This window comes from Gimesia panareensis (assembly GCF_007748155.1).
In the GTDB taxonomy this organism is placed as follows: domain Bacteria; phylum Planctomycetota; class Planctomycetia; order Planctomycetales; family Planctomycetaceae; genus Gimesia; species Gimesia panareensis.
This window is the reverse complement of sequence record NZ_CP037421.1, coordinates 2,152,270-2,178,732: the sequence shown is the minus strand read 5'-3', so window position 1 is coordinate 2,178,732 and position 26,463 is coordinate 2,152,270. Positions and strand designations below refer to the sequence as shown.

The 26,463-nt window shown below is 49.5% G+C and carries 19 protein-coding genes and 1 pseudogene; 14 read left to right on the top strand and 6 right to left on the bottom strand.

Going from position 1 to position 26,463, the window contains the following annotated elements; genetic code table 11:
• The first annotated feature begins 135 nt into the window (after positions 1 to 135).
• The 10 genes from Enr10x_RS08125 to tnpC all read left to right on the top strand — a co-directional run bounded on the left by Enr10x_RS08125 (position 136) and on the right by tnpC (position 8,177).
• On the top strand, positions 136 to 768 hold the full coding sequence (locus Enr10x_RS08125) for a replication-relaxation family protein (RefSeq protein ID WP_145448711.1): 633 nt from the start codon (positions 136 to 138) through the stop codon (positions 766 to 768).
• Between the two features lie 152 nt (positions 769 to 920).
• The gene (locus Enr10x_RS08120; protein ID WP_145448710.1) at positions 921 to 1,187 is read left to right on the top strand and encodes a hypothetical protein; all 267 of its coding nucleotides are present in this window, start codon (positions 921 to 923) and stop codon (positions 1,185 to 1,187) included.
• Between the two features lie 219 nt (positions 1,188 to 1,406).
• A complete protein-coding gene (locus tag Enr10x_RS08115) occupies positions 1,407 to 1,619 on the top strand; it encodes a hypothetical protein (RefSeq protein ID WP_145448709.1) in 213 nt (70 codons plus the stop codon).
• A gap of 702 nt (positions 1,620 to 2,321) precedes the next feature.
• Entirely contained in the window at positions 2,322 to 2,597 is a 276-nt protein-coding gene (locus Enr10x_RS08110) for a hypothetical protein (RefSeq protein WP_145448708.1), read from the top strand.
• 90 nt (positions 2,598 to 2,687) lie between these two features.
• Complete coding sequence (locus tag Enr10x_RS08105) at positions 2,688 to 2,903, top strand: topoisomerase II (protein WP_145448707.1); 216 nt, start codon at positions 2,688 to 2,690, stop codon at positions 2,901 to 2,903.
• Positions 2,904 to 2,922: 19 nt separating this feature from the next.
• Entirely contained in the window at positions 2,923 to 4,551 is a 1,629-nt protein-coding gene (locus Enr10x_RS08100) for a tyrosine-type recombinase/integrase (protein ID WP_145448706.1), read from the top strand.
• Between the two features lie 439 nt (positions 4,552 to 4,990).
• Positions 4,991 to 5,788 carry a caspase family protein gene (locus Enr10x_RS08095; protein WP_145448705.1) on the top strand — a complete coding sequence of 266 codons (798 nt, stop codon included), beginning with the start codon at positions 4,991 to 4,993 and terminating at the stop codon, positions 5,786 to 5,788.
• Between the two features lie 78 nt (positions 5,789 to 5,866).
• Entirely contained in the window at positions 5,867 to 6,214 is a 348-nt protein-coding gene (gene tnpA, locus Enr10x_RS08090) for an IS66 family insertion sequence element accessory protein TnpA (protein WP_145448704.1), read from the top strand.
• The gene (gene tnpB, locus Enr10x_RS08085; protein WP_145448703.1) at positions 6,208 to 6,570 is read left to right on the top strand and encodes an IS66 family insertion sequence element accessory protein TnpB; all 363 of its coding nucleotides are present in this window, start codon (positions 6,208 to 6,210) and stop codon (positions 6,568 to 6,570) included. Before tnpA ends, tnpB begins: the two co-directional genes overlap by 7 nt.
• Positions 6,571 to 6,614: 44 nt before the next feature.
• Positions 6,615 to 8,177 carry an IS66 family transposase gene (tnpC, locus tag Enr10x_RS08080; RefSeq protein WP_232093133.1) on the top strand — a complete coding sequence of 521 codons (1,563 nt, stop codon included), beginning with the start codon at positions 6,615 to 6,617 and terminating at the stop codon, positions 8,175 to 8,177.
• Positions 8,178 to 8,259: 82 nt separating this feature from the next.
• Here tnpC and Enr10x_RS08075 read toward each other — a convergent pair whose 3' ends face one another.
• The 3 genes from Enr10x_RS08075 to Enr10x_RS08065 all read right to left on the bottom strand — a co-directional run bounded on the left by Enr10x_RS08075 (position 8,260) and on the right by Enr10x_RS08065 (position 14,723).
• Entirely contained in the window at positions 8,260 to 8,655 is a 396-nt protein-coding gene (locus Enr10x_RS08075; protein WP_145448702.1) for a hypothetical protein, read from the bottom strand.
• Between the two features lie 154 nt (positions 8,656 to 8,809).
• A protein-coding gene (locus Enr10x_RS08070) for an IS5 family transposase (RefSeq protein ID WP_390620441.1) occupies positions 8,810 to 9,639 on the bottom strand; the annotation gives its coding sequence in 2 pieces (ribosomal slippage) (positions 8,810 to 9,249 and positions 9,249 to 9,639; 831 coding nt in all).
• Positions 9,640 to 9,683: 44 nt separating this feature from the next.
• Complete coding sequence (locus tag Enr10x_RS08065; protein ID WP_145448701.1) at positions 9,684 to 14,723, bottom strand: WD40 domain-containing protein; 5,040 nt, start codon at positions 14,721 to 14,723, stop codon at positions 9,684 to 9,686.
• Between the two features lie 95 nt (positions 14,724 to 14,818).
• Here Enr10x_RS08065 and Enr10x_RS30625 point away from each other — a divergent pair.
• Positions 14,819 to 14,984: pseudogene (locus tag Enr10x_RS30625) on the top strand (transposase); the annotation flags it as partial.
• Between the two features lie 10 nt (positions 14,985 to 14,994).
• Positions 14,995 to 15,231 carry a hypothetical protein gene (locus Enr10x_RS30620; RefSeq protein ID WP_145448699.1) on the top strand — a complete coding sequence of 79 codons (237 nt, stop codon included), beginning with the start codon at positions 14,995 to 14,997 and terminating at the stop codon, positions 15,229 to 15,231.
• Positions 15,232 to 15,621: 390 nt separating this feature from the next.
• On the opposite strand, the gene Enr10x_RS08050 is transcribed toward Enr10x_RS30620, so the two are convergent.
• The 3 genes from Enr10x_RS08050 to Enr10x_RS08040 form a co-directional block, all read right to left on the bottom strand.
• Positions 15,622 to 16,926 carry an arylsulfatase gene (locus tag Enr10x_RS08050; RefSeq protein WP_232093263.1) on the bottom strand — a complete coding sequence of 435 codons (1,305 nt, stop codon included), beginning with the start codon at positions 16,924 to 16,926 and terminating at the stop codon, positions 15,622 to 15,624.
• A gap of 91 nt (positions 16,927 to 17,017) precedes the next feature.
• The gene (locus Enr10x_RS08045) at positions 17,018 to 18,379 is read right to left on the bottom strand and encodes a sulfatase (protein ID WP_197997526.1); all 1,362 of its coding nucleotides are present in this window, start codon (positions 18,377 to 18,379) and stop codon (positions 17,018 to 17,020) included.
• Positions 18,380 to 18,444: 65 nt separating this feature from the next.
• On the bottom strand, positions 18,445 to 21,066 hold the full coding sequence (locus Enr10x_RS08040) for a right-handed parallel beta-helix repeat-containing protein (RefSeq protein WP_145448697.1): 2,622 nt from the start codon (positions 21,064 to 21,066) through the stop codon (positions 18,445 to 18,447).
• Between the two features lie 389 nt (positions 21,067 to 21,455).
• Between Enr10x_RS08040 and Enr10x_RS08035 the strand changes: the two genes are divergently transcribed.
• Complete coding sequence (locus tag Enr10x_RS08035) at positions 21,456 to 21,854, top strand: BlaI/MecI/CopY family transcriptional regulator (protein WP_145448696.1); 399 nt, start codon at positions 21,456 to 21,458, stop codon at positions 21,852 to 21,854.
• A complete protein-coding gene (locus Enr10x_RS08030; protein ID WP_145448695.1) occupies positions 21,851 to 26,461 on the top strand; it encodes a M56 family metallopeptidase in 4,611 nt (1,536 codons plus the stop codon). Before Enr10x_RS08035 ends, Enr10x_RS08030 begins: the two co-directional genes overlap by 4 nt.
• The last annotated feature ends 2 nt before the right edge of the window (positions 26,462 to 26,463 follow it).

Sequence of the window (26,463 nt, the reverse complement as noted above, 5' to 3'; positions counted from 1 at the left end):
GAACTGCGCGACGGTGATTTCAGCCTGGTCGAATCGCTCCAGTCGGTCTGCCCAGACTTGGGCGGTTCACTCGAATTGTTTTGGACCATGGGATCTCCTGTATGGGAAACGTGAGGAAACCCGAGATTCTAAACCCTGCGCCTACAATGGTTCTGGTGTACGGTTACGTCTGTCAGTACGCGCCAGCCCCGCGCTGATCGCTTAAACCATTGGATTGCGATGAACAAGACGCGGACAGTGATTGAACAGGGGATTGCATTACAGAGTGAAGTCAAACTCGATCGCTGGATCAACGAATGGGAGACTGTCAACAAAACTGACCACGTCAAAGAGCAGTTTTATTTACAGACCAAACTCAATGAGCAACCTCCCTTATCCTGTTCTCCTGATGCCGGTTTCGTGCTCTCATTACTGGGACATAAGAAAGTCTTTTACCTGGAACAGGATCTGGGAACCAGCTCACCGAAACAGATCGCGGCCCGGAAAACGAAAGGGTACGCGGAACTGGCCAATCGCAGGCTGCATCGCAAGCATTTTCCGGAAACCACACTGGATGTTTTCAGTGTTTTGTTTGTTACTACCAATGCATATCGCTGTAAAACAACGGCAGAGAAACTCAAGACACGTCCACGACCCGATTTATGGCTCTGCATCGAACAACAGGAATTGACGCCGGAAGCATTTTTACACGAACCGATTACACTGAATTGTCAGGGGGAGCGGGCGCCGCTGGTCAAACCCCTGGAAACAGAAATAGAAACCCCATGACAGTGACCGTTATTAAGCAGCCACACCAAACCACTGTGACCGTGTTTGACGGCGTTCAGGGACGTCGGCAAGCCAGGAAACAGGGTGTGGAGTTTTTCGCTGGTTCATCCATAAAAGCTGATGAATCACATTTTTGTTTTGTTCCCCTTTTTATGATGTCTGATAAGACCGATTCCAACAAACCCGTGCAGTCATTCCGGCTGCGCGGCATTACTGCCAGTGTCTTCGAAAATCAATCCGAAGACGGCAAAACGACCTTCTACAAGGTAACGCTTCAGCGTTCCTACAAGCAGGGCGAGGAATGGAAATCGACCAACAGTTTCGGCCGGGACGATCTGCCCATTGTCAGCTTGCTGACCAAGCAGGCCTGGGAGTACATTCTTAACACCGAAACCAACGGTCAGAAGGAGAACAAGTGATCGTACTGGAAACGGGTGACCCTGATTGCCCGTTTCCCTCCTTCCATCTGGGAAGGGAAGCTGAGTGAGATTGACTGTGTTCAGCCCAGGTTGAACCTGCTTAAGATCATCGGCTGTTCAACCGGATTTCAAATCATTCTTTCCGAGACAGGCAGACCTTTCCTGTACTGAGCTCAACTTCGTTTTCTCAAATCCATTTAATCGGGAAAGGTCCGGATCATGAACGTCACCATTACGCAGTATCATTCAACAGAAACATGTACCTGGTGCGAAAAGAACAAAGAATGCGTCACCACAGATTTTGATGACGGATTCATCGGCAAGGCCCCTTTGTGCTGGAGCTGTCTGCAGAAAGCCATCAAGGTTCGCAGCCGGCAGACTGGCTCCAAAACTGCTGAATCGGGAACGAAACCTGCCGATAAATCGAACTAAAAACCTTTCATCTTTTTTACTGGTCCTGCACACAGGGATGTAGGAACGGTCGAATCCGATGTTGAGGTGATAAATGATTCGATTCTGCACTGGGCAGATCGACATAATTTCTTTTCCCTCTTTTCTATGGTTAAACAAATCATTCGAACGTTTTGCAGAACGTTAATGGATTGTATCAGCAGGCTCTGGAGTTTGTTGAGACGCTTCTTTCGATACTGCAGACAACGCTGCATACGGCTCGGTAAATACGTCTATGTTGAAATGCTGAGACCGCCAAAACGATATATCCGTCCTTCTCAGATACCTGGACCAGGATTGGATATCACGATTAGCGGAATTACGTTCGTCTGCGGTGTTATTTACTTCCTGCTATGAACGGCGAATTGATGGGAGCCATTCCCTGGGGCTCCCACGTTTATATCTGCCAGGCGATGATTGGCTGAGTCTTCCTTCTGGATGACCTGCTGGCAATCACTGGCTGTGATTGATGGATTTTGTAACTGAATCCCTTTCTGACCTGGATTCCCTCTCTCGGAACACCGGTACCCTTTTGAAATCCGCCCTGATCTTCTTGCGCAGCATGGGATCACGTGGCATTGTCACTTTCTGTCTGCATCGTGCAGGCAAAAGCGAGTCTGACGGGTTGCTGGTTCATTTGGAGAAGCAATCTAACACTGTTCCTTCCACAGAAAGGTTGAATCGATGGCTAAGAAAAGTGCAAAACGAAGCAGTAGTAATCCTCCGGAAAAAGTGTTCCGGATTGGATTCATCTCGGCTTCCGTTTTCGGACATGAGATTGAAACGGACGAAGGCCCCATCACGGTCCGCAGCGTCAATGTGCAGAAGCGGTATAAGGATGGAGAGGACATTAAATATACGTCGTCCTTTAATCTAGCGGAATTGCCACAGGCGATTCGCGTGCTGCAGATGGCACAGGGCTACGTCGAACGGGCTGAAGCCGAAATCTTTTTGGACTAGAACTTCGGCAGATTCGTTACTGGACGGTGATTGATCATTCGATCGCCGTCCTGCTTTTCGATTTTCTATAACAATCATGGGGAGAGGGAGATGCATAAAAATCTTGGGGGAGTCATTCACGCGGCAGAGGCCTATAGCAAGGCGATGGTGTTACAACGTCTCGGGATCTCCCAGCGGTTCTGGGACAAGTTGCTTGATCAAGGGCTCCCTTACACTATTGTTGGACACACGCGATGGGTGACGGGGCAGAATCTGATTTTGCATTTGGAAAAAAATTCCCACACTAAAGCCGATGAGGCAGAATAGCCTTTCATTCTGAATAGTCATGCCTCGCAATCCCGAAATCGGTAACATCCAGATCTACCCAAATCGGCCTCTCAAAGAGAAAGACAAGAACGGGTATGTCTTGAAATTCTATTGTCCGCTGCATCAGAAACGGATCCGGAAAAACTGTGGTACCCGCGATCGGCGTGAAGCCCGTCGGATCATGCGTGAATGCCGGGAACGTTTATTGAACGGACGTTATATCGAATCGGGTGGGGTGATAACGGAAGAGCTAGAGATCCAGACACGCGCTCCTACACCGTCAGTAATGCAAGGAAGTGCGGAACAGGTGAGTGACATGCGGTGGCAGGACTGCTTTGAGCATTATTATGAACACTGTAAGACACGGATGCGATCTAAGTCTCTGGAAACCGCTATGGGGCGGATTCAAATCGCCAGCCGGATCTTTGAAAATTACCGGAAGAAACAGAAACTACCTGAGAACGCCAATATCGAAGAATATACCACTCTGACTGCTTTGGAATACTTACAGGACCGACTGCTGGCCGGTGAAGAGGGCGTTTATGACTATCGGGCTCTCACTACCGTCAATACGATGGTGGGATCTGTCATGGCATTTGTACGATACTGCCATCGACACGGTTGGATCAGCCAGATTCCTCCGGTTACCAAACTGAGCGTGGATGAGGTGATGAAAGGGCGGCCGATCACCGGTGACGAATTTGAGCAAATGCTTGAGGTCACACCTGAAGTCGTAGGAAAGAATTCGGCCGAATCCTGGCGTTACGTTTTACAGATCATCTGGGAGAGCGCCTTTCGCATTGGCGATGTGATGAATTTTTCATGGGATGATGAGCGAAAGATACATCCTGTTTGGCCACAGCGGAAAGATTTGCATCCAACTTTGATTATTCCCTCTTCACAGAAAAATGGGAAAACTCAAGAAATCCCCATGCTTCCCGGTCTGCAAAAAATTCTGGACCAGATTCCTCAATCGGAACGACATGGATGGGTCGTGAACCCACAATCGATGGAGTATCAGATCAAAGCGGACAGTAAATGGTTCAGACCAACGAATACGGATCTTCAGGAATTGGCAAAGGAATATAATAACTCTGCGATTGCCAGGGCCTGTCGTGTTTCCGAGACAACGGTCAGGAAATGGCTTTCAAGAGCTAAAATTAAACGGATGGATGAATTTAATCGTCACCAGGGAGAGATTGATTCCAAGTCGATTGCAAAGCTCAGAAAGAGAGCAGAAATACAGTCCAGTAGGCAGGCTCAGCGAAAAGAGCAAAGGCTGACAGCCAAGCGAGTCAGTCGCATTATTTCGATGATTGGAGAGCAAGCCCGGATTGTCGTTCAACAACCTGATGAAGAGGCTGGTCGCCGGCTAAAATATGCTTCAGCCCATGATTTGAGACGTGGTTGTGCTCACCGATTAATAAATGCTGGGGTTTCTGCAGAAACCCTCAAAATTATTTTGCGGCACAAAGATTTTGCAACGACTGAGAAATTTTATGGGGCAACTAAAGCTGCCCAGGCAGCGGCAGGGGAAGTTCATGAAAAGCTAGCAGGGGATTCATCAAAACAGGATTCTGAGGATGGCATATCTCAATTTTCTGCTGAAGAACTGAAAAAGTTGAGGAGCTTACTCAATTCAATTTGAGAATATTTTCACATTCTTGATCTAAGCTGTAAAAAAAGCTTTCTAGACGAGTTAAGTGTACTTTGATTTCCAAGATAAGTTGGTAGGACACGTTTTACACAGTTTAGTATGAAAATACGAATCGGAATAAATTCCTCGAAAATGAATGTTTTGGGATTTGTGGATGGCACTCAAAGTGCGTCGGACGATGAAACCGACGTACTTTAGGTGGCAGCTTTCGCGATTTCGGTGTGTCAGACCGAAGTGAGTTGTTCAGACGAATCGTGAGCCATACAAGGCGGCGAAGTCAAACATCAGATGGTCGTTTTAGATTATCAATGGTATTTTGGACAATAATACTGGACTCCAGACGGCCACGCGTTAGCATTCCTGAATACAACTATTTTCGGAGCAGATTGGACGCTACTTGGCCAAGGCTCCCCCACGGAGAGGAATCACGATGGCTCAATTATGTGCGTTCATTGGTGTTGACCGGCACAACGACCCTCAAATTAGAGATCTTGCTGGGGCCAAGAGAGATGCAGTTGCTCTTTGGTCACTGTTTTCAGACACAATTCCGGACGTTGATGCATCATTGCTAATTGATGCTGATGCGAGTATCGAAAACGTTCGTGGTGTTCTTCAGAAAACAATTGCTGAAGCGACCGCAGACGATACTGTAATCGTGTCATTCTCATGTCATGGAACGCGCGATCATCGGATTGTCTGCCACGACACCGATATCAATGATCTGCCAAATACGACGATTTCTATGGCAGAACTTGCCGACGCATTCAAGACATCCAACGCGAAAGCCATCCTTTGCTTATTAGATTGTTGTTTTGCAGGTGGTGCACCTGCACGAGTTATTGACGCTGGTGCAGTTCTTCGCGACGTCATATCACCGTTAGAAAGCATTGCGGGTGAAGGTCAAATCTTGTTTGCGGCATCAGATGTCGATGAACCCGCATGTGAGTGTCCAGTAAAACGTCATGGCCTACTGTCGTTTGCGTTTATGAATCACCTCAAGTCAGCTGAAGACGGAGCCGAGTTTGGTGAAATTGTCGACGAGGTCATGAAAGAAGTACGAGCGAGCGCCGCGAAACTTGGGTATCAACAGACTCCTGTGTTTTTCGGTTCAGTCGCGGGTGGTTTTCGTCTTCCAAAGCTTGTGCCCGGCAAAAAATATTTCTCAGAGTTCCCTGATGCGAGTAAGGCGATTGCTACGAAGGCTGTCGAAGGCCTACATCAGTTGTAACCGGCCCACAAAATACACCTTGACGGCTGTTGTATTCTGCATGTGTTTCAACCACCAGCATATTCAGGAGCAAAAGCGATGTCCGCATCCCAGTCAACCCCGCGTGCCGACCAGCGACGGAACCCGAACCGTGAAGCGTTCTGGCGACAAACCCTTTCAGACCGACTGCAGTCCGGACTCTCGATCCGTGCCTTCTGTCAGCGTGAAGGACTGAGCGAACCAGCTTACCACTACTGGCGGCGGGAACTGAAAAAGCGGGATGCCGAGACAACCGCTGCAGCTTCCTTTCTGCCCGTTGAAGTCCAACTCCCTGCCACGCCGATTGAAATCGTGTTCTCACAGGGCACCTCGGTTCGCGTCGGAAACGGCTGTGATCAAACCACGCTCGAAACCGTGCTCGCCGCGCTGGAGCAGCGCGCATGCTGAATCTGCCCACCCGCATTTATTTCTGCACGGTCCCCACCGATATGCGAAAAAGTTTTGACGGCCTCCTGCGAATGACCGAAGTCTACCTGCAGCAAAACGTACTCGACGGGGGACTGTTTGTGTTTCTCAACAAAAAACAGGATCGGATCAAGCTGCTGTACTGGGACCACGATGGTCTGGCCATCTGGTATAAACGGCTGGAAGCGGGCACATATCAGCGTCTCTCCAGCCCGGAGGGCACACATGGCCTACAACTGTCCTCCACCGACCTGGGGCTCCTGCTGCAGGGCATCGACCTGACCAGCGTGCAGCGCAGAAAACGCTATCAGATTTCAGAAAAAGTATCGACTTCATAAAAAAACAGTTCCCGCCTGACAACGATTATGTTAAGACGTGGAACATGAACCAGAAACGATCCTCATTGCCGAACGACGTCCAATCCTGCCATGATATGATTCACCAGTTGGGTGAGACCGTGGGAGAGCAACAGCGGGAAGTCGAGCAACTCAAACATTTCATTGAGCGGCTGCTGCGACAACGGTTTGGCGCCCGTTCTGAAAAGATCGCCCCCAATCAAATGAGCCTGTTTGATGAACCCGAGGCTGCAGAGGAAGTTGCTGAACCCGAGGACGATGAACCGCCTCCTACTGCGGTTTCCGCACATCGTCGTCGTGGCGGCGGCCGCAACAAGCTGCCCGACCATTTACCTCGGGAACGGGTAGAACATGACCTGACCGAATCGGAAAAACGCTGTCCCTGCTGCGACCAGACACGGCAGCGGATCGGAGAAATCAGCCACGAACAGTTAGAATTCATTCCTGCCAGCCTGAAAGTGATCGAGCACGTACGTTTCAAATACGCGTGCCGGGAGTGTGAAGAGCATGTGGTGCTGGCGGCTGCTCCTGCCCGGCCGATTGCCAAAGGCTTCGCCGGCCCCGGCTTGCTCTCGACGATCCTGGTGGGGAAATACTCAGATCATCTCCCCCTGTATCGTCATGAATCCATTCTCAGCCGGAATGGCGTACAGCTTTCGCGGAGCACGATGAGCCGCTGGGTACTGGAAACTGCGGAATTACTGCAACCGCTGACTGATCTGATGAAAAGTCGCGTTCTGCAGTCGCATGTCATGCATACGGACGATACAACGATTCCCGTCCAGGACCAACGGCTTTCCCGCACGCGGACCGGCCGGTTCTGGGTTTACTGCGGCGATGCCGGGCATCCGTATTCGGTCTATGATTTCACCCCGAACCGGGAACGCGCCGGTCCCCAGGCGTTTTTAAAACACTTTCGCGGTTATCTGCAGGCAGACGCGTATGCCGGTTACGAAGAACTGTACCGGTCAGGCAGGATTCAGCAGGTCTTGTGCTGGGCGCATGCGCGACGCAAGTTTTACGATGCGCGGACCGTGCAGCCGGAAGCCGCACACCGGGCATTATTGTTTATCCAGCAGTTATACGCGATTGAACGGGAAGCCAGCGATCTGCAACAGCCGGCGGACTGTGAACGCTGGTGGCAACACCGCCGACAGTTGCGACAGGACAAGGCGTTACCGGTTCTGGAACAGTTCCGCGACTGGTTAACAGAGACATCGCGTGTGCTATTACCGAAAAGTCCGGTGGCAGTCGCGATGCAATATCTGTTAAGCCGCTGGTCCGGTTTTACGCGGTATTGTACCGAGGGCATTCTGTCGATTGACAACAATCTGGCCGAACGCACCTTGCGTCCCTGTGCTATCGGCCGGAAGAATTATCTATTCGTCGGCAGTGATCGGGGCGGCGAGGCCGCCGCCGTGCACTACAGTCTGATGGCCAGTTGCAAAGCAAACGAAGTAGAACCGTTTGCTTATCTGAGAGATGTGCTGAGTCGGATAACCGATCACGCCGCCGATCGTCTGGAAGAACTGCTGCCGGACCAATGGCTGAAGCAACACCCCGAATCCCACCGCCCCCGCCGACGATGAACCGGCAGTGATTCAGTTACTCATGACTCTCAAAGGCATATCTTTCGATGCCCGTTGATAGACCGTGTATTTCCTGAAACGGTTACCCATATTCAGTCGCAATTTCAGCTCGGTGTTTTAGTAGATCCATAGCCCTGTCAAGATCACCTAGTATTTGAGCAAGACGTGCTTGGAGTCGCAAAGAACGGCAGCGATTTCGTGGCATTTTAAGTTGTTGATAAATAGCTTGAACTTCAAAAAGAACCTCAGATACCGAGCGATTCGGTGACGATGAAGATTTGAAATAGTGATAAATAGCTTGAAGTTCATTGCGAGCATCTGAAACTGCCTGGGATTCATCACGTACATTTGGTACTACCTGAGTATCTTCATTTTGATTATTCTCATCCATTCTTGCTTCGAGGAGATACATCTGATGTAATAATTTTCGCTCTTGGTCTTCTTGTTGCAACCGTTCTATGTATGTTTTGTCGGTCATCTCCAATCGGTCACAAACAAACGGATTTAATCTCACAGACTGAGTACAATTGTTGCAGTTTACTACTAAGCGGTCGTCATCCCATTTCGGATCGTAGATGTTGAACTCATGTGTTATGTCAGATTTACTACACTCTATTTCCCTAGAAGTGGTTTCATAACTTATTAAGTAAGGTGAACACGCACGCGAGTTGTGCGAATCCTAAAAACAAATGACTGTATCGTTCATATCGTATTACCAGACGACGAAAGTTGAACAGCCAGCTGATGGTGCGTTCGACTTTCCAGCGGCGTCGATATCGCCGCAGAGCACGCCCGTCTTGCGTCGCTGGTTTCACACGGTTCTTGCGATGCGGACAGATCAGCTCTATCTGCCGTTCCGCCAGCTCTGTGCGCAGGGGATCGCTGTCGGCCGCACGATCATAAATCAGGCGATCGGGGTCGCGTGGCAAAACTCGCTGGTCCAGCAGGGATTCAATCAGCTTCACCTCTGCCGGAGAGGCACTGGCACGATCCAAAGCGAGAGGGAGCCCGTTTCCGTCGACCAGCAGCATAAGCTTGGTTCCCTTTCCCCGTTTTGTCTTTCCGACATCGGCGCCCCTTTTTTTGCGGGGCAGAATGTGCCATCCCCGAATGCTTCCGACCAGACAACCAGCTTCCGGCGGTCTAAGTGTTCGAGCAATCGCTGCCACGCTTCCAGGAAGACACCGTCTTCGGTCCATTCCTTGAAACGCCGCCAGCAGGTGCTGGGAGATGGTAAAAATGTTGGTAAATCTTTCCATCGGGCACCGGTCCTTAATACCCAAAGGATTCCTTCGAGGCACTCGCGGGGAGCCACTCTGGGCCGCCCTCCGGCTGCGTTTACCGGTGGTTCTGGAAACAGATCTTTGATCAGAAGCCATTGCTCGTCCGAGAGTTGTGGTTTTGGTTCCGTCCTGGACCCGGTAATGTTGCGACCTGTGGCAGGTCGTGACACGCGGGTCATGGTCATAATGAGACCTCCTTTCGAGGGAGGTACTCGTACAAATACTATACCAAACTGTTCACGTAGTTTTGGGTTTTGAAACTACCTCTAATAACATGAACAACTGATTGCGGTGGTGAAAACCGTTGCATGCAACTCGGGCAACTCAATGTCAAATTTGCTTCCCATTGGTTTTCAATTCGGTCATATATACGTGTCAAAGTTCGCAGGGGCATTCTTTGTTGAATACTGTTCTCTAAGCAAGGTAGCTTTTGGGAAGTTCTATCATAATCGTAACCTTCGATTTGCAAGAGTTCACTGTGGGATTGATCTCCTACTAAAACAATCCGGTTATCGATGTGACTCACTTCAAGGTGAGCGCTGAGATGATTCCAGGGATACCAACCAACAGATTTCTTAGAACTTACCTCAAAAAACTCAATTACATTGTCAAGTACCCCCACGTCGGAATCTCGCATGATTGGAAGAATCGGAAAGCTTTCAGATGACCAATCATCGGTATTGCCTAATCCGTTCACTCTTTCAGATTCCTTACAGTTATTTACATTCCATACGAGGACTTCATTAGCTGAATTGTCAGTATCAGTACCACTAGCAATGCGTAAGCAATCGTTAAAAAATGTAATTTGACGAACTGGATCAGAGTGGCCTTCAAAAAAGACGATTTCTTCATTTTTGTTGCGATGATACACATGAATTTTTCCAGAATCTAATCCAATTGCTAGTAGTGATCCATCCGGTGAAAAACTAAAGCTGGTAACAATGCCATGCATCTTCCACCGCATTAGTTCACTACTCTTTGCGACACTCCACAACAAAACGGTGTCAGCGGCACAGAACACAAGGTCTTGCCCATCGGGTGAAAATACAATACTATGAATTGGTCGCAAGCCAGACTCAAAAGAGCAAATGACTCGTCCAGTTTCCAATGTGTATATTTCAAATTTGCCATTGCCGTAAGCTACTGCAAGAGAACATCCGTCTGGATGAAATGCTAATCGTTGTGGTTCATTGCCTATCGACTTGAACGCGCCACCTTTAACATGGCTCAAAGTAAAAATCTCATCCACATGGGCTTCGTCTACACCAAAACAGTGTACCTGTTGTCCGAGAGCAACATCCCAGACGCGCGCAGTTCCATCGTCAGCAGATGATGCGATTTGTCGACCATCAGGAGAAATATCAACATCATTAGCGCATAATGTTCCTGGACCAAATGAGATGATGCACGTTATTGACGATGGGTCCCAGATGTGAAAGTAACTACCAATCATTTCACCGTGGCTTGTAGTTAAAATCCATTTTCCATCCGGTGAAAATCCTCGAAACTTAGACGGTGCCTTTTCATGCTCTACTTTGCCTTCCAAGTGTGAAATAGCACTACGCTGTTTTTCGTATACATTTTTGTATGCAGATTCAAAGAGCGTAGCTACTTCAGGAACATTCCGGATACGGGCGTTGCTATCTACTATTGAGCCGAAAGCAAGGCTTGTTGTGTTCGGTGAAAACGCCACACACTCACAGTTAAAATAATCACAGAAAGGTAGCATATTTAAGCATGCTTTGATCTCAGCGATAGATACTCCTTTAAGAGTTCCGATGGCAACTAGTTGATTGTCTGTAGAAAAAGTTGCGCAATTAACAATGAAATCAGTAGTCAATGCACAGAATCCGATCAGCTTTGCATTCCGAGTTTCAAATAATTGAATCTGCATTTCATCATTGTTCATTGCCACTGCTAGTTCTCCATCGGAAGATAGAGCTAGTACTTCTCCACCCACATTAATCTCAGGATCGATTGTTCGTGTTAAATCCTGGTCTTTCCAGGTGAGAATAGTTCCTGATGCGTCAGCAGTAATAAATTGTGATCCACTACCCCTGTAAGCGATGTAAAGTACTTTCGAGGAATGTCCCTTCAATATTTTGATAGGTTTCCCAGTCTTAATGTCCCATACCCGAACAGTTCTGTCTTCTGAACAACTAATGATACGTTTTCCGTCTGGCGAAAACGTGACCGCGGTTACAGCTTGATTGTGACCTTCAAAGCAGTTTTTTTGACACCCGTCAAAAAGATTCCATATTCGAATAGTCTTGTCACCAGAGGCACTGGCAATCAATTCTTCTACGGGTGAAATTGCCACATCATTAACAGTTGATTTATGGCCTAAGAGACACATAACCTCTTGGTCCGTTTTCGTTTCCCATATTCGGATGGAATTGTCTCCGTTGCTGCCTCCCGTTATAAAATGTTCATTTCTATTTTTGTTTGCAGGAAGAAATCCTACATAACTAACTCCGGGTCGGTGGCCAACTAGTACATTCGTGTCACAACTGAGGTTTATATCGTTTGAAGGAGTGAGAGACCGAAGCCAAACGGGTGTGCTACTCGACTTCTTTACTGAGCGCCATGTATGTAAGAGATGTGTTATTGAAGCCGATTCATTTTGAAAGTATCGGTTCCAAACACATTGGAATAATGTGTTTGGGTGCAATTTCAAGAACGTAGCGTCATTGCGAATACTTTCATCAACAATTTGAAGCAATTCGGATTGAGAGTTGTCTGTTGAAATGTTTCTACGCACGTCCACAATATCGTTCAATAAATCTGGCAGCAAATCAGCATCAATTTTGGCTACCAAAAAACGAAAATCGAGTAGTATTTCACATATTGTCAACCATGGACTTGAAAGAGATGATTGGTCATACGGAGCTTTGAATTCCTGAGCAGCCTGTATATATAGCCATGGCATTTCTGAAATGGCGTGATGATCATTTCGGCTCCACGGCTCCTTATTTTTCGGGTTGAGTTGACCATAGAAAAAACCTGCTAATAAAGTATGGAATCGTTGCCGAGTATTTCCTTTTAGAAAATCCCTTTCGATATATTCGGCAAACTGCCTGTGGTAGAATGACAGTACCTGCGCGCCGGGAGCGGTTCGTTCTGTGAGATAAGGTTCCAAATCAAACCGCAATCGCGACCAAACTGCTATTGGAATGCGTTTTGCGTTTTTGGGGAGTGAATGATAATCTCGTTTATGAAACCATTTGTAGTATTCTTTGTCTAGTTTCAACACGCCAACAATTTCATTCTCTGTCAAACCATATCTGGAGGCTGCGATGTACATCATCGAGTATTCCCACGTCTTGCCGTGATTTGTTGCTTCCCCGAGACGTGTGAATAAATTTTTTATCAACTCATCTATGCTCTCACCAATCGCTGGTTTACTATCGTAGGATCGCCACAATTTCGCTTCTTCAAACAACAGCTTGAGATAAAGCGGCTTCCGACACTCATCAGTTTTCAGCCTCTCTTCGATAGCTTTTCGCTGTTCTTTATTAACCTTACGTGGCGGTTTTAGTTGTGGCAACCATTTATCAAACAACAAATTGTTTGCCTTGGGATAGGATAGAATGCCGAGTTTAATAAAGTTAGGGTGGCCTTCTACTGTGATACCGTCATGTAGCAAACGTGATTTTAAATGTTCAAATGATTCACCGCCTGGTTGATTTTTCCGATCTGAAAGGCAAGTAACTATCAGCCTCACGTTCTCAGGCAGCGGTATGTGACGCAGCCAGAAGAGATGCCTGCCGTTGTCGCTCTCTGCGAGTTGATCCAGTGCATCGAGAACAATCACCAATGGCTGCGGTAGGTCTTTAGCGGCATCGAGATGCAGTTCGAATTCATCCACTAAGCTGTTTAGTGTATCGGGAAGTCCCTGTTCAAGCGGGTTTGATTGTCGTAGTTCCTGGCAGATTGAATGGAGCAAATTTCGGACGTCGGATGATTGGGAAGTAGCAGCGATGAAGCGTGTAATTGGTTTGGTACCAGTTCGCTGTTGAATCTCTGAATCCGCTTTGCCCATCAATGCTGTCTTGCCGTTTCCGGAATCTCCATATATGACAAGCGGTAGGCGTTCGTTACCGTTCGTGAATGCTCCTACTCCAGCGACATATTGTTGAACGATTTCAAGTTCCGATTCACGACCTACAAAAGATTCTTCAGGTGCCCGTTCTGTTCCAAATGTTTTGTGTTTCTGCTGCTCGATTTCAAGCTTACTCTGCGTTCCCCAAGTGCTGATTTGTTGTTCGATTATCTCCTTGAGACGGTTTTCTATATCGCTACAAAATTCTTCAAGATGATCTTCTCCAACAGTGAGGATTGGATTTCCTTTTCCATCGTTGATTTTGTGTAGTTTGACTTGTACTGATTCAATGGGTTTTTGAGAACTCTCAAGTCTCTGCAGGCAATCATTGATCGCGGTCTGAAGTTGTTCCTGGGCTTGTCGTGCTTTTGTGTCGATCTTCCCATTTTCATCAAAGTCTATAAAATCTCGAACACTTGGATCATCTAAATATTCATCAAGATTCTCAATATTTCGAAACCATGCGACGACATGCTCAGCTGCATCGGGAACTTGAAACGCACCGTGCCAGATTTCCTGTTCGGTTGCAGAGCCTTGAAACCGTAAGATTTGCGGAGTTTGAACTCCGTCATTTTCGAGCTTCTTAAGAAGTTCAATCCAGTTAGTGGGAAATCGAGTTGCTAATTCATCCTTTGACCACGCTCGATTGATGATTTTCCATAAAACATTTTGCACGGGGAACCAGTTATTGTCCTCTTTGAATTCATCCTGCCGAGGTTGCAAGATGTGGACTGGCGGGATTGTATTGCGGTCTTTTCTATACCAATGCTTGAGAATCTTTTTCGCAGGTTGATCGCCTATTCCCTGAATATGGCGAGCAGCTTTTCGGAGTTGTAGATATTCCAACCCCTGAATCACTTCTGGCAATGGTCGCCAGCCATAACGATTTCCTGATAGAATCAAAAAGTTCGGTCGCGGAGATATTTGCTGTGAACGACGCAATTCTTCAAAGCAAATTCGCATCGTCCGGTGATCTAGCCCTGCTTCTTTCGAAACTCCCCATCGCAAATCGATTGCCTGAAACTGAAACCCCTTGCTCGCACAGTATTCTTCGAGATTTGGAAAAACATGCTTAGAAAGAGCGTTTCGTTCCAGTTTCAAATCATTAAACGTCGAACTCACAAACACCCGAATAACAGGCATGAGGCGTTTTGTAGTCATGTGTGATTCGATTTGATCAAAAAAAAGATGTTGATAGTAAGACCTTGTGTCTGTCCACTATACCACTGTGCGAGCGATCACAAAAGGAACAGGGAAAAATTGGAATAACCGAACAGACCTTTTACCGCTGGAAGTATAAATACGCCGGTATGGGCGTCGCAGAAGTCCGCAGACTGAAGCAGTTGGAAGAGGAAAACCGGAAGCTCAAACAACTGGTGGCTGATCTGAGACTGGACAAGAGCATGCTTCAGGACGTTCTCAAAAATAATCTGTGAGGCCCGCTCGTCGTCGTACTCTGGTGCAGGAACTGAAGGTTTGCTACGAAGTCAGTGAGCGGCGTGCCTGGCAGGTGCTCGGCTTTCCGCAAGCCAGTCACCGTTACCAGAGTGTTCTTGATGAACGGGCCGAACTGCAGATGCGACTGCGTGAACTGGCAACCATTCGTGTGCGCTATGGCTATCGGCGGCTGCATATCCCGTATGGTCAAAATATTCAGGCGCGCGTTTAGCTCTTTAACGATTTGGCTTTCTACTCGGTTTGTATTGGTTTGCTTGATATACTTAAGATTCTGATCACAAACAATTAAACATTCGAGCTGTTGCGTTGAATTGAAGTCTTATTCAGCATCAGTATTCTTAATGATTCCCCCCACTAATCCCCCCACAAATGCGCATTCTTCACGCTAAAACAAAGACTGATTAAAGGGATGTCGAAGTAAATGGCCCTGAAAAACAGGACTTTGTGAAACGTTATCAAAGCCTGGTTCTATCGGTCGTGCTCTTCGGAACCGGGGGTTGGGGGTTCGAATCCCTCCGGGTGTACTTTTTTAATTCTATTTGAATTACCAAACACATCACGAACAGGCCTTCATCACTCAGATGGAGGCCTGTTTTGTCGTTCAGGGATGCCACAGTGCTTTCCCGCGGTAAATAGTGCCGATGGGGTAACGCTTGCTCGGCACCGAGGACGTTTCCATTATCTCAGTCATTCGCTTAACAACTTGCGGATGGTCCCCCGAGATGTCATTAGTCTCGCTGAGATCGTGATCCAGGTTATAGAGAGCGATTTTGCCGTCCCGCCCGTGTCGAATTCCCTTCCAGTTTTTCCAGCGAACCGCCTGATCGTAGCGAGCGCGGCAGTGGCCGTAATCCCAATACAGAAACTCATGCCCGTGTTTGAGCGATTCCCCCTTGAGCGCTGGAACCACGGAGATTCCATCCAGATCAGCTGGTGCCTGTACTCCTGCCAGCTCAGCAAATGTCGGCAGCATGTCTTGAAAAGCGATGATCTCGCGGCTCACTTTGCCTGCGGGAATGGTGCCGGGCCAACGGGCGATAAAAGGCACACGGATGCCACCTTCCGTGAGATCCCGTTTGAACCCCCGCAACGCTCCGTTCGTCTGGAAGCGTTTGGGGACGCCTCGATGGCCTCCATTGTCGCTGGTAAAGATGATCAATGTCTGCTGGCGTAATTGAAGATCATCTACCAGACGCATGATCCGCCCCACATCCCGGTCCAGCCTGTGGACCATCGCTGCATATTTTTTCGATTTGGCATCCCAGTCCCGATTTGAATAAGGAGCCGTGGATGGCACTGCCAGACCGTGTGGGTCTTCCTCTTTGGCTGAAAAGTGGGGCAAAGTATAGGCCGCATACAGGAAAAAGGGTTGTGCAGCCGAATCACGAATGAACTTCAGAGCGCGATCAGTCAGCAGATCGTGGCTGTATTGCTGTCGCGACTGGCTGTTCCCCTTCAGTTCCAGGCGTCCTTCATTATCATCCAGATACTCGGTGAAGTAGTAATGGGCGTGATCCTGATTCAAATAGCCGAACCACATATCGAACCCCTGATTCGTGGCCCTTCCAGTGGTTCCGGCATCACCCAGAGACCATTTTCCCACCCCACCACAACGATAACCGGCCTGCTTTAAGACCTCGGCAATGGTGACGTCATCCTCCTGCAGATAGCTCGGGTAATGGGGCACATTATCACGTGCCGGGGAGTGCCCGTTGTGGAGCCCGGTCAACAACACGGCCCGTGAAGCCGTACAGACAGTGCTGCCAGCATAGGCTTGTGTAAATCGAACTCCCTCAGCCGCCAACCGATCGATATTGGGTGTCTTGATCAGCTTCTGCCCGTAGCATCCCAGATCTCCATACCCCAGATCATCTGCCATGACGTAGATGATATTCGGGCGACGCATTGCCTCGGCCCGAGCGACACCAGGTATGCAAACCAGAAAGCTACTCAGCCAGAAAACTCCGGCCACCAGAATCAGAGGCTGTAAGCAGGTATTATTTGTTGAACGGTTTCGCGCTTGTATCAACATCTTCTTCCCATTCTTTCAAGGCATGACTCAGTTTCTTGACAATATCAGGGTGCTCTGACGCCAGGTTCTGCTGTTCCCCGAGATCGGTTTTCAGATCGTAAAGTTCGCTTCCACCATTTTTGCTACACAGCTTCCAGTGACCGCTACGCACAGCACGGTTGTCTCCCATCCGCCAGTATAAGTTGCGGCTGCCCAAAGTATGCCCCGGCTGCCAGAGTGACGACAGATCCAATCCGTCTGTCTGGAAGTCAGCCCTTTGTATCCCCGCCGCCAGAGCCAGTGTCGGCAACAGATCGACTGAATGCGCGGTCTGGTGGGTCACTCCGGCTGTGATGGTCCCCGGCCATGTTATCAACAGCGGGACACGGTGACCTCCTTCGTACAGCGTCCCCTTCTGGCCACGCAGGCGACCATTGCTGGAGATCTTCTGATATTTCTTTCCATAATTGAGGTAGCCGCCATTATCAGAGGTGAAAATCACAATGGTGTTTTTCTCCAGTTGCATCCTTCGAACTGCTGCCAGAATGTCTCCCACACTCTGATCCAGAGATTCAATCATCGCAGTGGTGTGAGGCCTGACGTTGCCGGGATCAGGAATGATCCCCCATTTATCAGCGTGATACGATTTCCCTGCCACCCGGTGAGGTGGGTCCTCCGGTCCCTGCCAGGGGAAGTGAATCGCCAGATGAGGAACGTAGAGAAAGAATGGTTGCCCGCGGTTGGCTTCCATAAATTCCAGACTGTATTTCGTTAACAGATCGGCCGTGTAACCTTCCTCCATCTTGATCGCATTGTTTTTCCACCAGTCCCGATTGCCAGAGCGATCAATGTGCGTGTGATGGTCCCCGTCTCCCGAGGCCAGGCCGCGAAATACGTCAAACCCCTGACTGGTAGGGAGCCAGGGAGGCTGGTAGCCCAAATGCCACTTTCCAAAACAGGCGGTGGCATATCCCTGCTGTTTCAGCAGTTCGGCTATGGTGACCGCTTGCAGAGGGAGTCCTGTCTCTCGATCATGCTTCCCCGACAAAGCCCCTTCTAGGTGCCGCCCGAACCGCTGCTGATACTGGCCCGTGAGCATGGCAGCCCTCGTGGGCGTACACATGGCTCCCGCGGAATGAAAATCGGTGAACTTCAATCCTCCGGCAGCCAGCCGATCAATGTGGGGAGTCCGGACGAGTGAGTTGCCGTAACAACCGAGGTCGCCATACCCCAGATCGTCCGCCACAATCAGGATGATATTGGGGGGTTGTTGCTCAGCGGCTACGGCAGATGAAAACGCGCACAAACAGGAACCGATCGTCAGCAGAGACAACAGCAGGTGTGACATGAATACTTTTTTCATTTTAAGACTTCGAATTGACTGGGAGACAAACGATATCCGCTGTTCCATTCTCACTGTGATACTTTCAGGTCATCAATCCAGACCTCGGCATCGGTGTCGGCCTGGCTGATGAATCCGATCCAGTCGAGGGTCCGCCACTCAGGATGAATACAGGGTAGATTCTTGAAACGCCGTGGTTTCTCTCCCGGTAGAGTAACCAGCAGATCCCACTTACCGGCCTGCTCTCCCAGGGGAGCGACGATTTCCAGTTGCACCCATTGGTCGGTCGGGAGATCCAAAAGAATCTGACGGTTTGCCGCCCTGAGCTTTCCTTTTTCAATCCAGATGGTGGGACCGATCCGGTAGGGACTGGAATGGTCGCGCCACTCATGTTGGAAGACGGCCCCGGGCCCCAGCTTCAGTGCAAAGGCACAACGACCGGTCCCAGTGGAATACTTTGGCCCAACAGTGACCATCGGGTAATAACGTCGCTTCTGCCCCGGAAAGTCTTTGAGCCGCAGAGCGTGTGTCCCCGAAGGAGCATCTTTGATTTGCACAATCTCGACACCCCCGCGTTTTTCATCCTGTCCTACCGAAGTGCCCGGAGGCATGCCTCCTTCTTCAAAGTCTTCGACAAAAGCCAGAGCAGGTGTAGGCGGAGGATCTTTCATTTCCGGAAATTTCAGCGATCTGGCTTTGGCCACCCAGGCGGGATCACCATAGAGGCCCGCCTGCTCATAGTCGAACGGCTTGAATCCGATTTTGAACGCAGGCGAGTTTTTCGCCAGATGAAAATTATCGTGTGCCGGATCAATGAACTGCGGATTGGCAATAATCGAATCTCGATCTTTCCCGATAGCCTGCCATTCTGCAAAGGTCTTCCCCTGGAAATCGATCGGTTTGCCATCGGTGCGCCAGTAAAGATTGTGATCTACTTTCACGTTTTTATCAGACCAGTTTCCATGAAACAGTTCTCCCGAATCAAAGACAACCAGATTGTGTTCGAATGTGAATGAGAGATGCTCCTCCACCCGACTGCGTTTCACCTGGTACTCGCGTGAGAAAGCGAAAATATTGTTCCGGATCATGTTCTCCCGGCCGTAATGCTGGTGATATCCCCCCGATCGGGTGCGATAAACAAGGTTGTTCTCCATCACAATATTCGAACTACCCTCGTCGTTATAGAGCCCCCATCCACCATAGCTCCACGAGAGAATATCGTGAATCACATTGTGACTGACAGTAGTTCCTTTAGACGGGCCAAGGGTATAAACGCCCCCCATATCACTCAGCCAGCCCCAGCCGAGATGATGGATGTGATTAAACTCAACCCGATTACGCACAGCCAGACTCTGACTGTAACCCCAGCGCCAGCCAACGGAAATCCCCGTATAAAAGAAGTCGGCAATTTCATTATGAGTCACGGTGTTGTCACCAGACTGACCGATCCAGACACCAACCGCACAAGGGAAAAGTCGACCGCCGTGCCGAATGAGATTGTTATCGGCTTTAATCTTCAAAGTCCGTTCCGCTTCATTTGCAGCAATCCGTGTCTCCCCAATCCGCACACCGCCTGCTCCCAGGTCGTACAGATCAGAGTGGATTACACTGCACTCGCGACACCCTTTCCGAAACCAGAGTCCATAGGTGGCAACGTGCCCGATTTCGCAATTCTCGAATTGGATGGAACGCCCTCCATCGACCATGACAGCGGCCTCGATGGGTGAAGCCGCCTGGGAGGGTTCAAACCCTTGCGGAGGTGTCCGCCAGTCGGTATAGCGAAACGCGAGTCCACGGAAAGTGAGATGTTCCACGAACTGACCGGCTGCGGGATCGCCCTGCAGAACAAGCAGTGTTTCCGCAACCGGGGCATATACTTCAGCATTAGCTGGAGTCTCACCCGGACGTGGCAGGTAGTAAAGCTTTCCTTCAGGTGCCAGATACCATTCCCCCGGTGTATCGAGGGCGGCCCGGTAATTCTCCAGAAAATAGGCCGTATTCCGTGTTAGAGGATTCCAGCTTTTCATCTTTCTGCCCGAGGTGAGGAGTTTGCCCCCTTTAACGTCGAACCCGTCGAGAAACTTTCGAGTATTGTCCCACTTGTGAAAGAACAGCGCCTGGATGCCAGCACGTTCCGATTCCGGGACCAGCTTCAGTGACTCCAGATCCGCGGGATCGGCGTAGAGCGTCTGCCGGGCGATTTTCTTTGGTTTAGGGGCATCTGTCGTCCCCATCTTCTCCCGGCTGTTACGCAGATAGAAAAAGAACTCATCCGGTTCCCGGGCCCGTACGGCCCGTTTCCCATTCACCCAGAGCTGCTCGAATTTCCAGCTGGGATCTACAGTTACAGTCCAGATTCCATCCGTTTCCACTTTGAAACCGGTAATCGGTTTCCCCCCAGATATCACAGGACGACTGCCGGGAGCTGCCTCGTAGGAAATTGGTGCTCCCTGCTTCCCCGAATCCTGGCTGGTGAAGACCAGCGGCTCTGTGATGGGATAAACGCCCTCTTGAATCAGGACCTTCACCGCTTCCTTCGGCTGACGTTTCCGGATTTCATCACGGGCTGCCGCAATAGATTTGATCGGCCCTTCAGGAGAAACCTCGATGACGAATTCCGCGCGGGCATCGGCAGTTATCAGAGAAACAATAGCCAAAAATAAGGCCAACAGGCATACGTTGAATAACTTCATTACTTTTCCATCTGATGCTTTCTGAGCGCCAACATCAGTTCTAAATTCACAAGTCTGATTGATTAACGTGTCTGACCTGCCAACTCTCTCACGCAGATCAACTTTTGATATTTTAACAGACGTGAGATTGATTTGACATTCACACCATCCCGGGTTGAATCCGATGCCGACAAAATGAAATATTTTTGAAGTTTCTTTTCTTATTGAAAGCACACGACGACTGTTTACCTAAAGTCTTCAGGACACAGTCACTTTGGGTGTGTCCTTCTCTCCCCACACCCCTTGCCTGATCGTGTTGCTCCTTCTGCGATGGGAGACCGACCTACCAGATCATGTTGACACGCCGGTTCTCACTGGTAGCATATCACTAATTAATTAGTGAGGGCAACATGCCGCGACCTTCATCCAAACAACTAACCGAGCTGGAACTGGAAATCATCAAGATTCTCTGGCGGGACGGTCCGTCCACCGTCCGTCATGTGCGAGAACAGCTGGAGCCGTTTCGCAAGCTGGCTCATAACTCCGTGATGACCATGATGGGTATCATGACGGACAAGAACTACCTCAAACGCGAGCCACTCCCCAAAGGCCCCGGCTATCTCTATACAGCCCGCATCCGCCGCGATTCCACCCTGAAAAACATGCTGGTCGATGTCGTCGACCGTGCCTTTTCCGGGTCATCCATGGATGCCATCCTCAAACTGCTCGACACGTCTGACCTCGACGCTGAGGAATTAAAACAACTCCGACAGAAAGTGGATCATATTGCAAAGGAACGGGAATCATGATCGATCACAGCCTGGCACTGCGTCTCACTTTCACCCTGGCTCACTCACTCTGGATCAGTTCTATTCTCGCGATTTCCGTCTGGCTCCTGTGCCGGTTTGTGATTCGCTCGGCAGGCTTCCGTTATCACCTCTGGCTCTGCGCTCTGGCAGGATCAATTGCGGCACTGCCAGTCACATTTCTGGTACTGCCTGGCAAGATTGTTCCCCATTCTCCTGCTTCAGCCAACGTTCTTTCTCAGTCGCCAGAAACTATCACTGAGTTGCCAGCAGCCCCCATCGGGCAGCCAGTCTCCCAGGACTCTCTCCCTGCCCCGGCATCACAGCAGTCGCCTACTCCGTCAGTCCAGGAGATAGCACAGCACGCGTCTCATTCCCCTGCCAGTGCAATGATCTACTGGCCGGAATGTCTGGTGGCCTGCTGGATCCTGGGAATGCTGCTGATGAGCGTGCGTCTGATCCGTTCTCTGAATCAGGGGCGACTGTTAAAGTATCACTCCCAGTTGATTGAAGATACAGAACTGCAGGCCCTCTTTCAGAGATGTTTGCAACGTCTACAGTTGACTCATAATATTATCCTGGCTCGCTCGGAACGACTCTCCGTCCCGGTGCTGATCGGCTTTCTACGTCCGATGATTCTCCTGCCCCTCTCCACGACCAGCGGTTTATCGCCACAACAACTGGAAGCCCTGCTGCTGCACGAATTGATGCATCTCAAACGCCTGGATCCCTGGGTCAACCATCTGCAGCTGATTGTGGAATCCATCTGTTTTTATAATCCTGCCGTCTGGGTCATCTCCCGCAATTTACGTTCAGAACGGGAATATTGCTGTGACGATGCCGTGCTAAAGCTGGGTACGGTGGACGCAGTCGATTATGCAGACACCCTGTTACTCATTGCAGAGCGGGCTACTCGGGACGAACCGGTTCCAGCGACCTTACTGGGAGTTGCCCTCAAGCGGATTTCGCAGCTGGGCAATCGGATTGATCGGATTCTTACCCCGAACCAGTCCCCCCGCTCACTTTTGCCGGCTCAACCACTGTTAGCTCTGTTGATCTTACTGGCTTTGATTACCGGCATTGTCACGCATGGTGTTCAAGCCTCAGCTGAACCGCAAGCTGCTACTCAAGAGGAACGAGAAGAAAGTAAAGAGAGTGAGCAACAACGCTACCTGAAGATGCTGCAAGACTCCGATCCGTATGTACGAGTCACGGCATTAAATGCGCTAGGCGAAACTGTGGATGCCTCGCTGGTGCCAATCATCGTTCCCTTACTTCAGGATTCGAACTCTGATATTCGCATGGGAGCTGCCCGATTCCTGGGAGACGTCAAAGATCCAGACACAATCAGCCCCCTGATCGCGGCACTTCAAAAAACGCAAGATCCCAATGAAATCATTGTTCTGATACGTGCGCTCTCAAACATCAATGATCCCCGGGCAATTGAGCCCATTGTGAAAGTCCTGCAACAAGTTCCCATCGGGAATTCGTACTCTCTCCGCCCGCTGAAAGAGTTTAACGACCCACGGATCAATGAATTGTTACTGAAGAGGGTCGGAAAAAATGAAATATCCGACTTTAACCTGGTATATTTACTCATTGAGATGGACGAACGACGGCTCATTCCCCCCCTCCTCAGTCAGCTCAACGAAACGGATATCCGACGTGAGGCAACTATCGCAGCCTTAGGCCGCTTTCATGCCGAAGAAGCTGTCATTCCAATCATCAAGAATCTCGACTCCGAATCAGAGCGGGTACGCCACGCGGCGATCAAGGCGTTGGCAAACATCAATGACAAGCGGGCCGTCGAACCTTTACTGGCTCTCATCCAGCGTGAAAAGGATCCTCGAAATCTCCGGGAGCTGTGTACAACTCTGAGTCAATTGGGTGATCCACGCGCGATGCCTGCACTGGAAAAATTGACCAGTCACGAAGATCGCTGGCTTAAAAACACGGCTTTAGAATCCCTGTCCGATCTGAAACTGAGAACAGATCTTGCCTCCTCTCAGTCAGATACTGCAGAAAAAATGAAAATCATCCGAGCTGCCCTGCGGCAGAAAGACGAACATCAGGTGCTGGCTGCCTTACGCTATTTGTCACATCAGAAAGGGGAGCAAAAAATCGAGTTACTGAAACCACTCCTGCAACATGACAATAAGAAAGTTCAAGCCAGGGCCATCAACATCCTGCTTCGTGATCAGAGAACTGCTGCGACCGAAGCGCTGCTGCCTCTTCTGGAGGGAGCTGAGCCCTCACGTACCGTCGCCCTGGCGCTGGCCGAACGCGAAGACCGACGAGCCCTCCCCGTGTTGTTGAAAATGGCACACGATCAAAACCAGTACACCCGTCGTGCCGCCGCGGAACATCTTTATCATTATGGCCAGGAAACAATTCCGGTTTTATGTGAGCTGCTGAAATCAGACGATCAACATACACGCCGCGCCGCCCTCTCTTCACTCGTCCGAATTGCGGATGAACGCGCGCTGGAGCCATTGCTGGCGTACGCCGAAACGGAAACCAAAGATTCTGCCCGCAATCGCGTGCTCAATACCCTGGGGAGAATAAACCATCCACGGTCCATCACTTACCTGAAATCGCAACTGATGACTCCAAGTCAGTATCCTTCCTATATCGCTGCCCAGAGCCTGACTAAACTGGGCTGGAAACCGGAAACCAGGGAAGAACGGATCCGCTATCTGATTGCTACCGGCCAGTCAGATGACAAGGCTGTCCCTCGAACGAAATCTGTGCATGGTACCGAAGTCGGTAAATTTGAATTGAATGTCCCGATTCAGACCCACATGACCGCTGAGACTCCGGAATATGGTGAAACGGTTTTTCTTTCCTCGATCGAATTCCGGGATTCAGACGGAACTTTAACCGCAAAACTCCATGGCGGAATTAACAGCTGGCCGGCAGCCACTTTCCGCCTGACTCTGCGTCTGTTCGATCAGTCCGGAAAGCAGATTTCCAAAGCACAGCAGGACATTAAGACTCCCGGGTTTATCATTTCTGTCGTAATGCGTTCCAAATTACCTGAAACTCAGCTCGACCTGGGCCAGGTTGATCTGAAACAGGTCGAACACTTCGAGATGACCTTGCAGAAAGTCCCCCGCGCGTACTCAGAGAACCTCTCACTTTCATCGCCGGTAGAAACGGATTTTGCTCCTCAACATCAGAAGCCTCTGGCACTGACTGCCCAATGGGGACCTCAAACTGTCCTCAAAACGGAATCCCTTACACTGCAACCAGTAGAAACTTCCCCCAAAGACCGACACATCACTTACAATGTCGGGATCAATGTCCTGAATTCAGGTGGTTTGAATGCGGACTGGCGTTTCTGGATTGTAGCCCTGAATGATGATCATCAAATCATTGGTCGTGGCAGTCAGACTTTGAAATCTGCTGCGACAGTCAAACAGGATAAGACTCCCGAGATTATTTCTGTTCCTCTGCAAATCTGGAACAAGACATCTTCGATCAAACAGATCAGAGTTGGGCTTGAACTGACCAAAGTGAATACAGGCATCAAAAATAATCGAATCACTGAAGTCGCAGAACAGGTAGTCCCCGAGTCTGCGGAACCCCTGATTCTGGACGATGGCACTGCTGAAACATATCGCAGTCTTGCGGCATCGGGTCATGCCGTCCGTTATCACAGACCGGACGAAAAACAATATCTGGAAGCGATTCGGATCTTCGCCTCGCGCTACGGAACCCCTACCGCGCCCCAGGCAGATTTTCGGCTTTATGTACTTGATGAAAATCAGAAAATCATTACGGATTTAAAGTTCCCTTATGCATTAATCCCTCGTGGTGATCTCAAATGGCATACGCTGCGAACCCCGTCCATCGAAGTACCAGACCAGTTTTATATCGCACTGGCATTCAACCCACATCGAACCAAAGGAATCTATATTGGTCGGGATGACAACGCGAAAAAAACAGACTCTTTCATCGGCTTGCCAGGTGACGGATTGACTGCGCTCAAACCCAACCAGAACTGGATGGTTCGCCCCTGTCTTTCCCCTCAACCGACCGAGCAACTGGGCTTACGAAAACTGGCAGATCGTGTCAGGACAGACACGATCGATCCTTTTGCCGGTTGTATTGAAGTCCGAAATTTTGTGAGAGAGTCGCAAGGGCAACAGAGTTATGGTGGCGCAGGACCGGCAATGGTAATCAATGTCAAAGACCTGATTCCAGCAGAGATTCCAATCAAACAGTTAAGGCTCAAAGGAATTCAGCTCTATTCAAGTCGTTACGGTTCCGGATACGAACCAGAGACAACCGGTCTGGATTTACAGATAGTAGACCAGAAAGCAGCCGCGAGTTGGTCACATTCTTTTTCTTATGACCAATTTGGTTATCGCCCTAAATGGGTCAACCTTGTAATCCCGGACCCGCCGCCGATTGCCGATTATCTTGAACAGGGAAAATTGACACTGGGACTGGATCCTCATGCCACTCAGTATAAAGGAGTCTACTTTCACTATGCGAAAGTTGCGGAGAGTGAACCTCCTGCCCAGGGATTCGTTCCAGGAAAACGATTCTTCGATGTACCAGGACGCCAATGGGCAATTCGAGTTTTTCTGACAAAACAGAAGTAGTC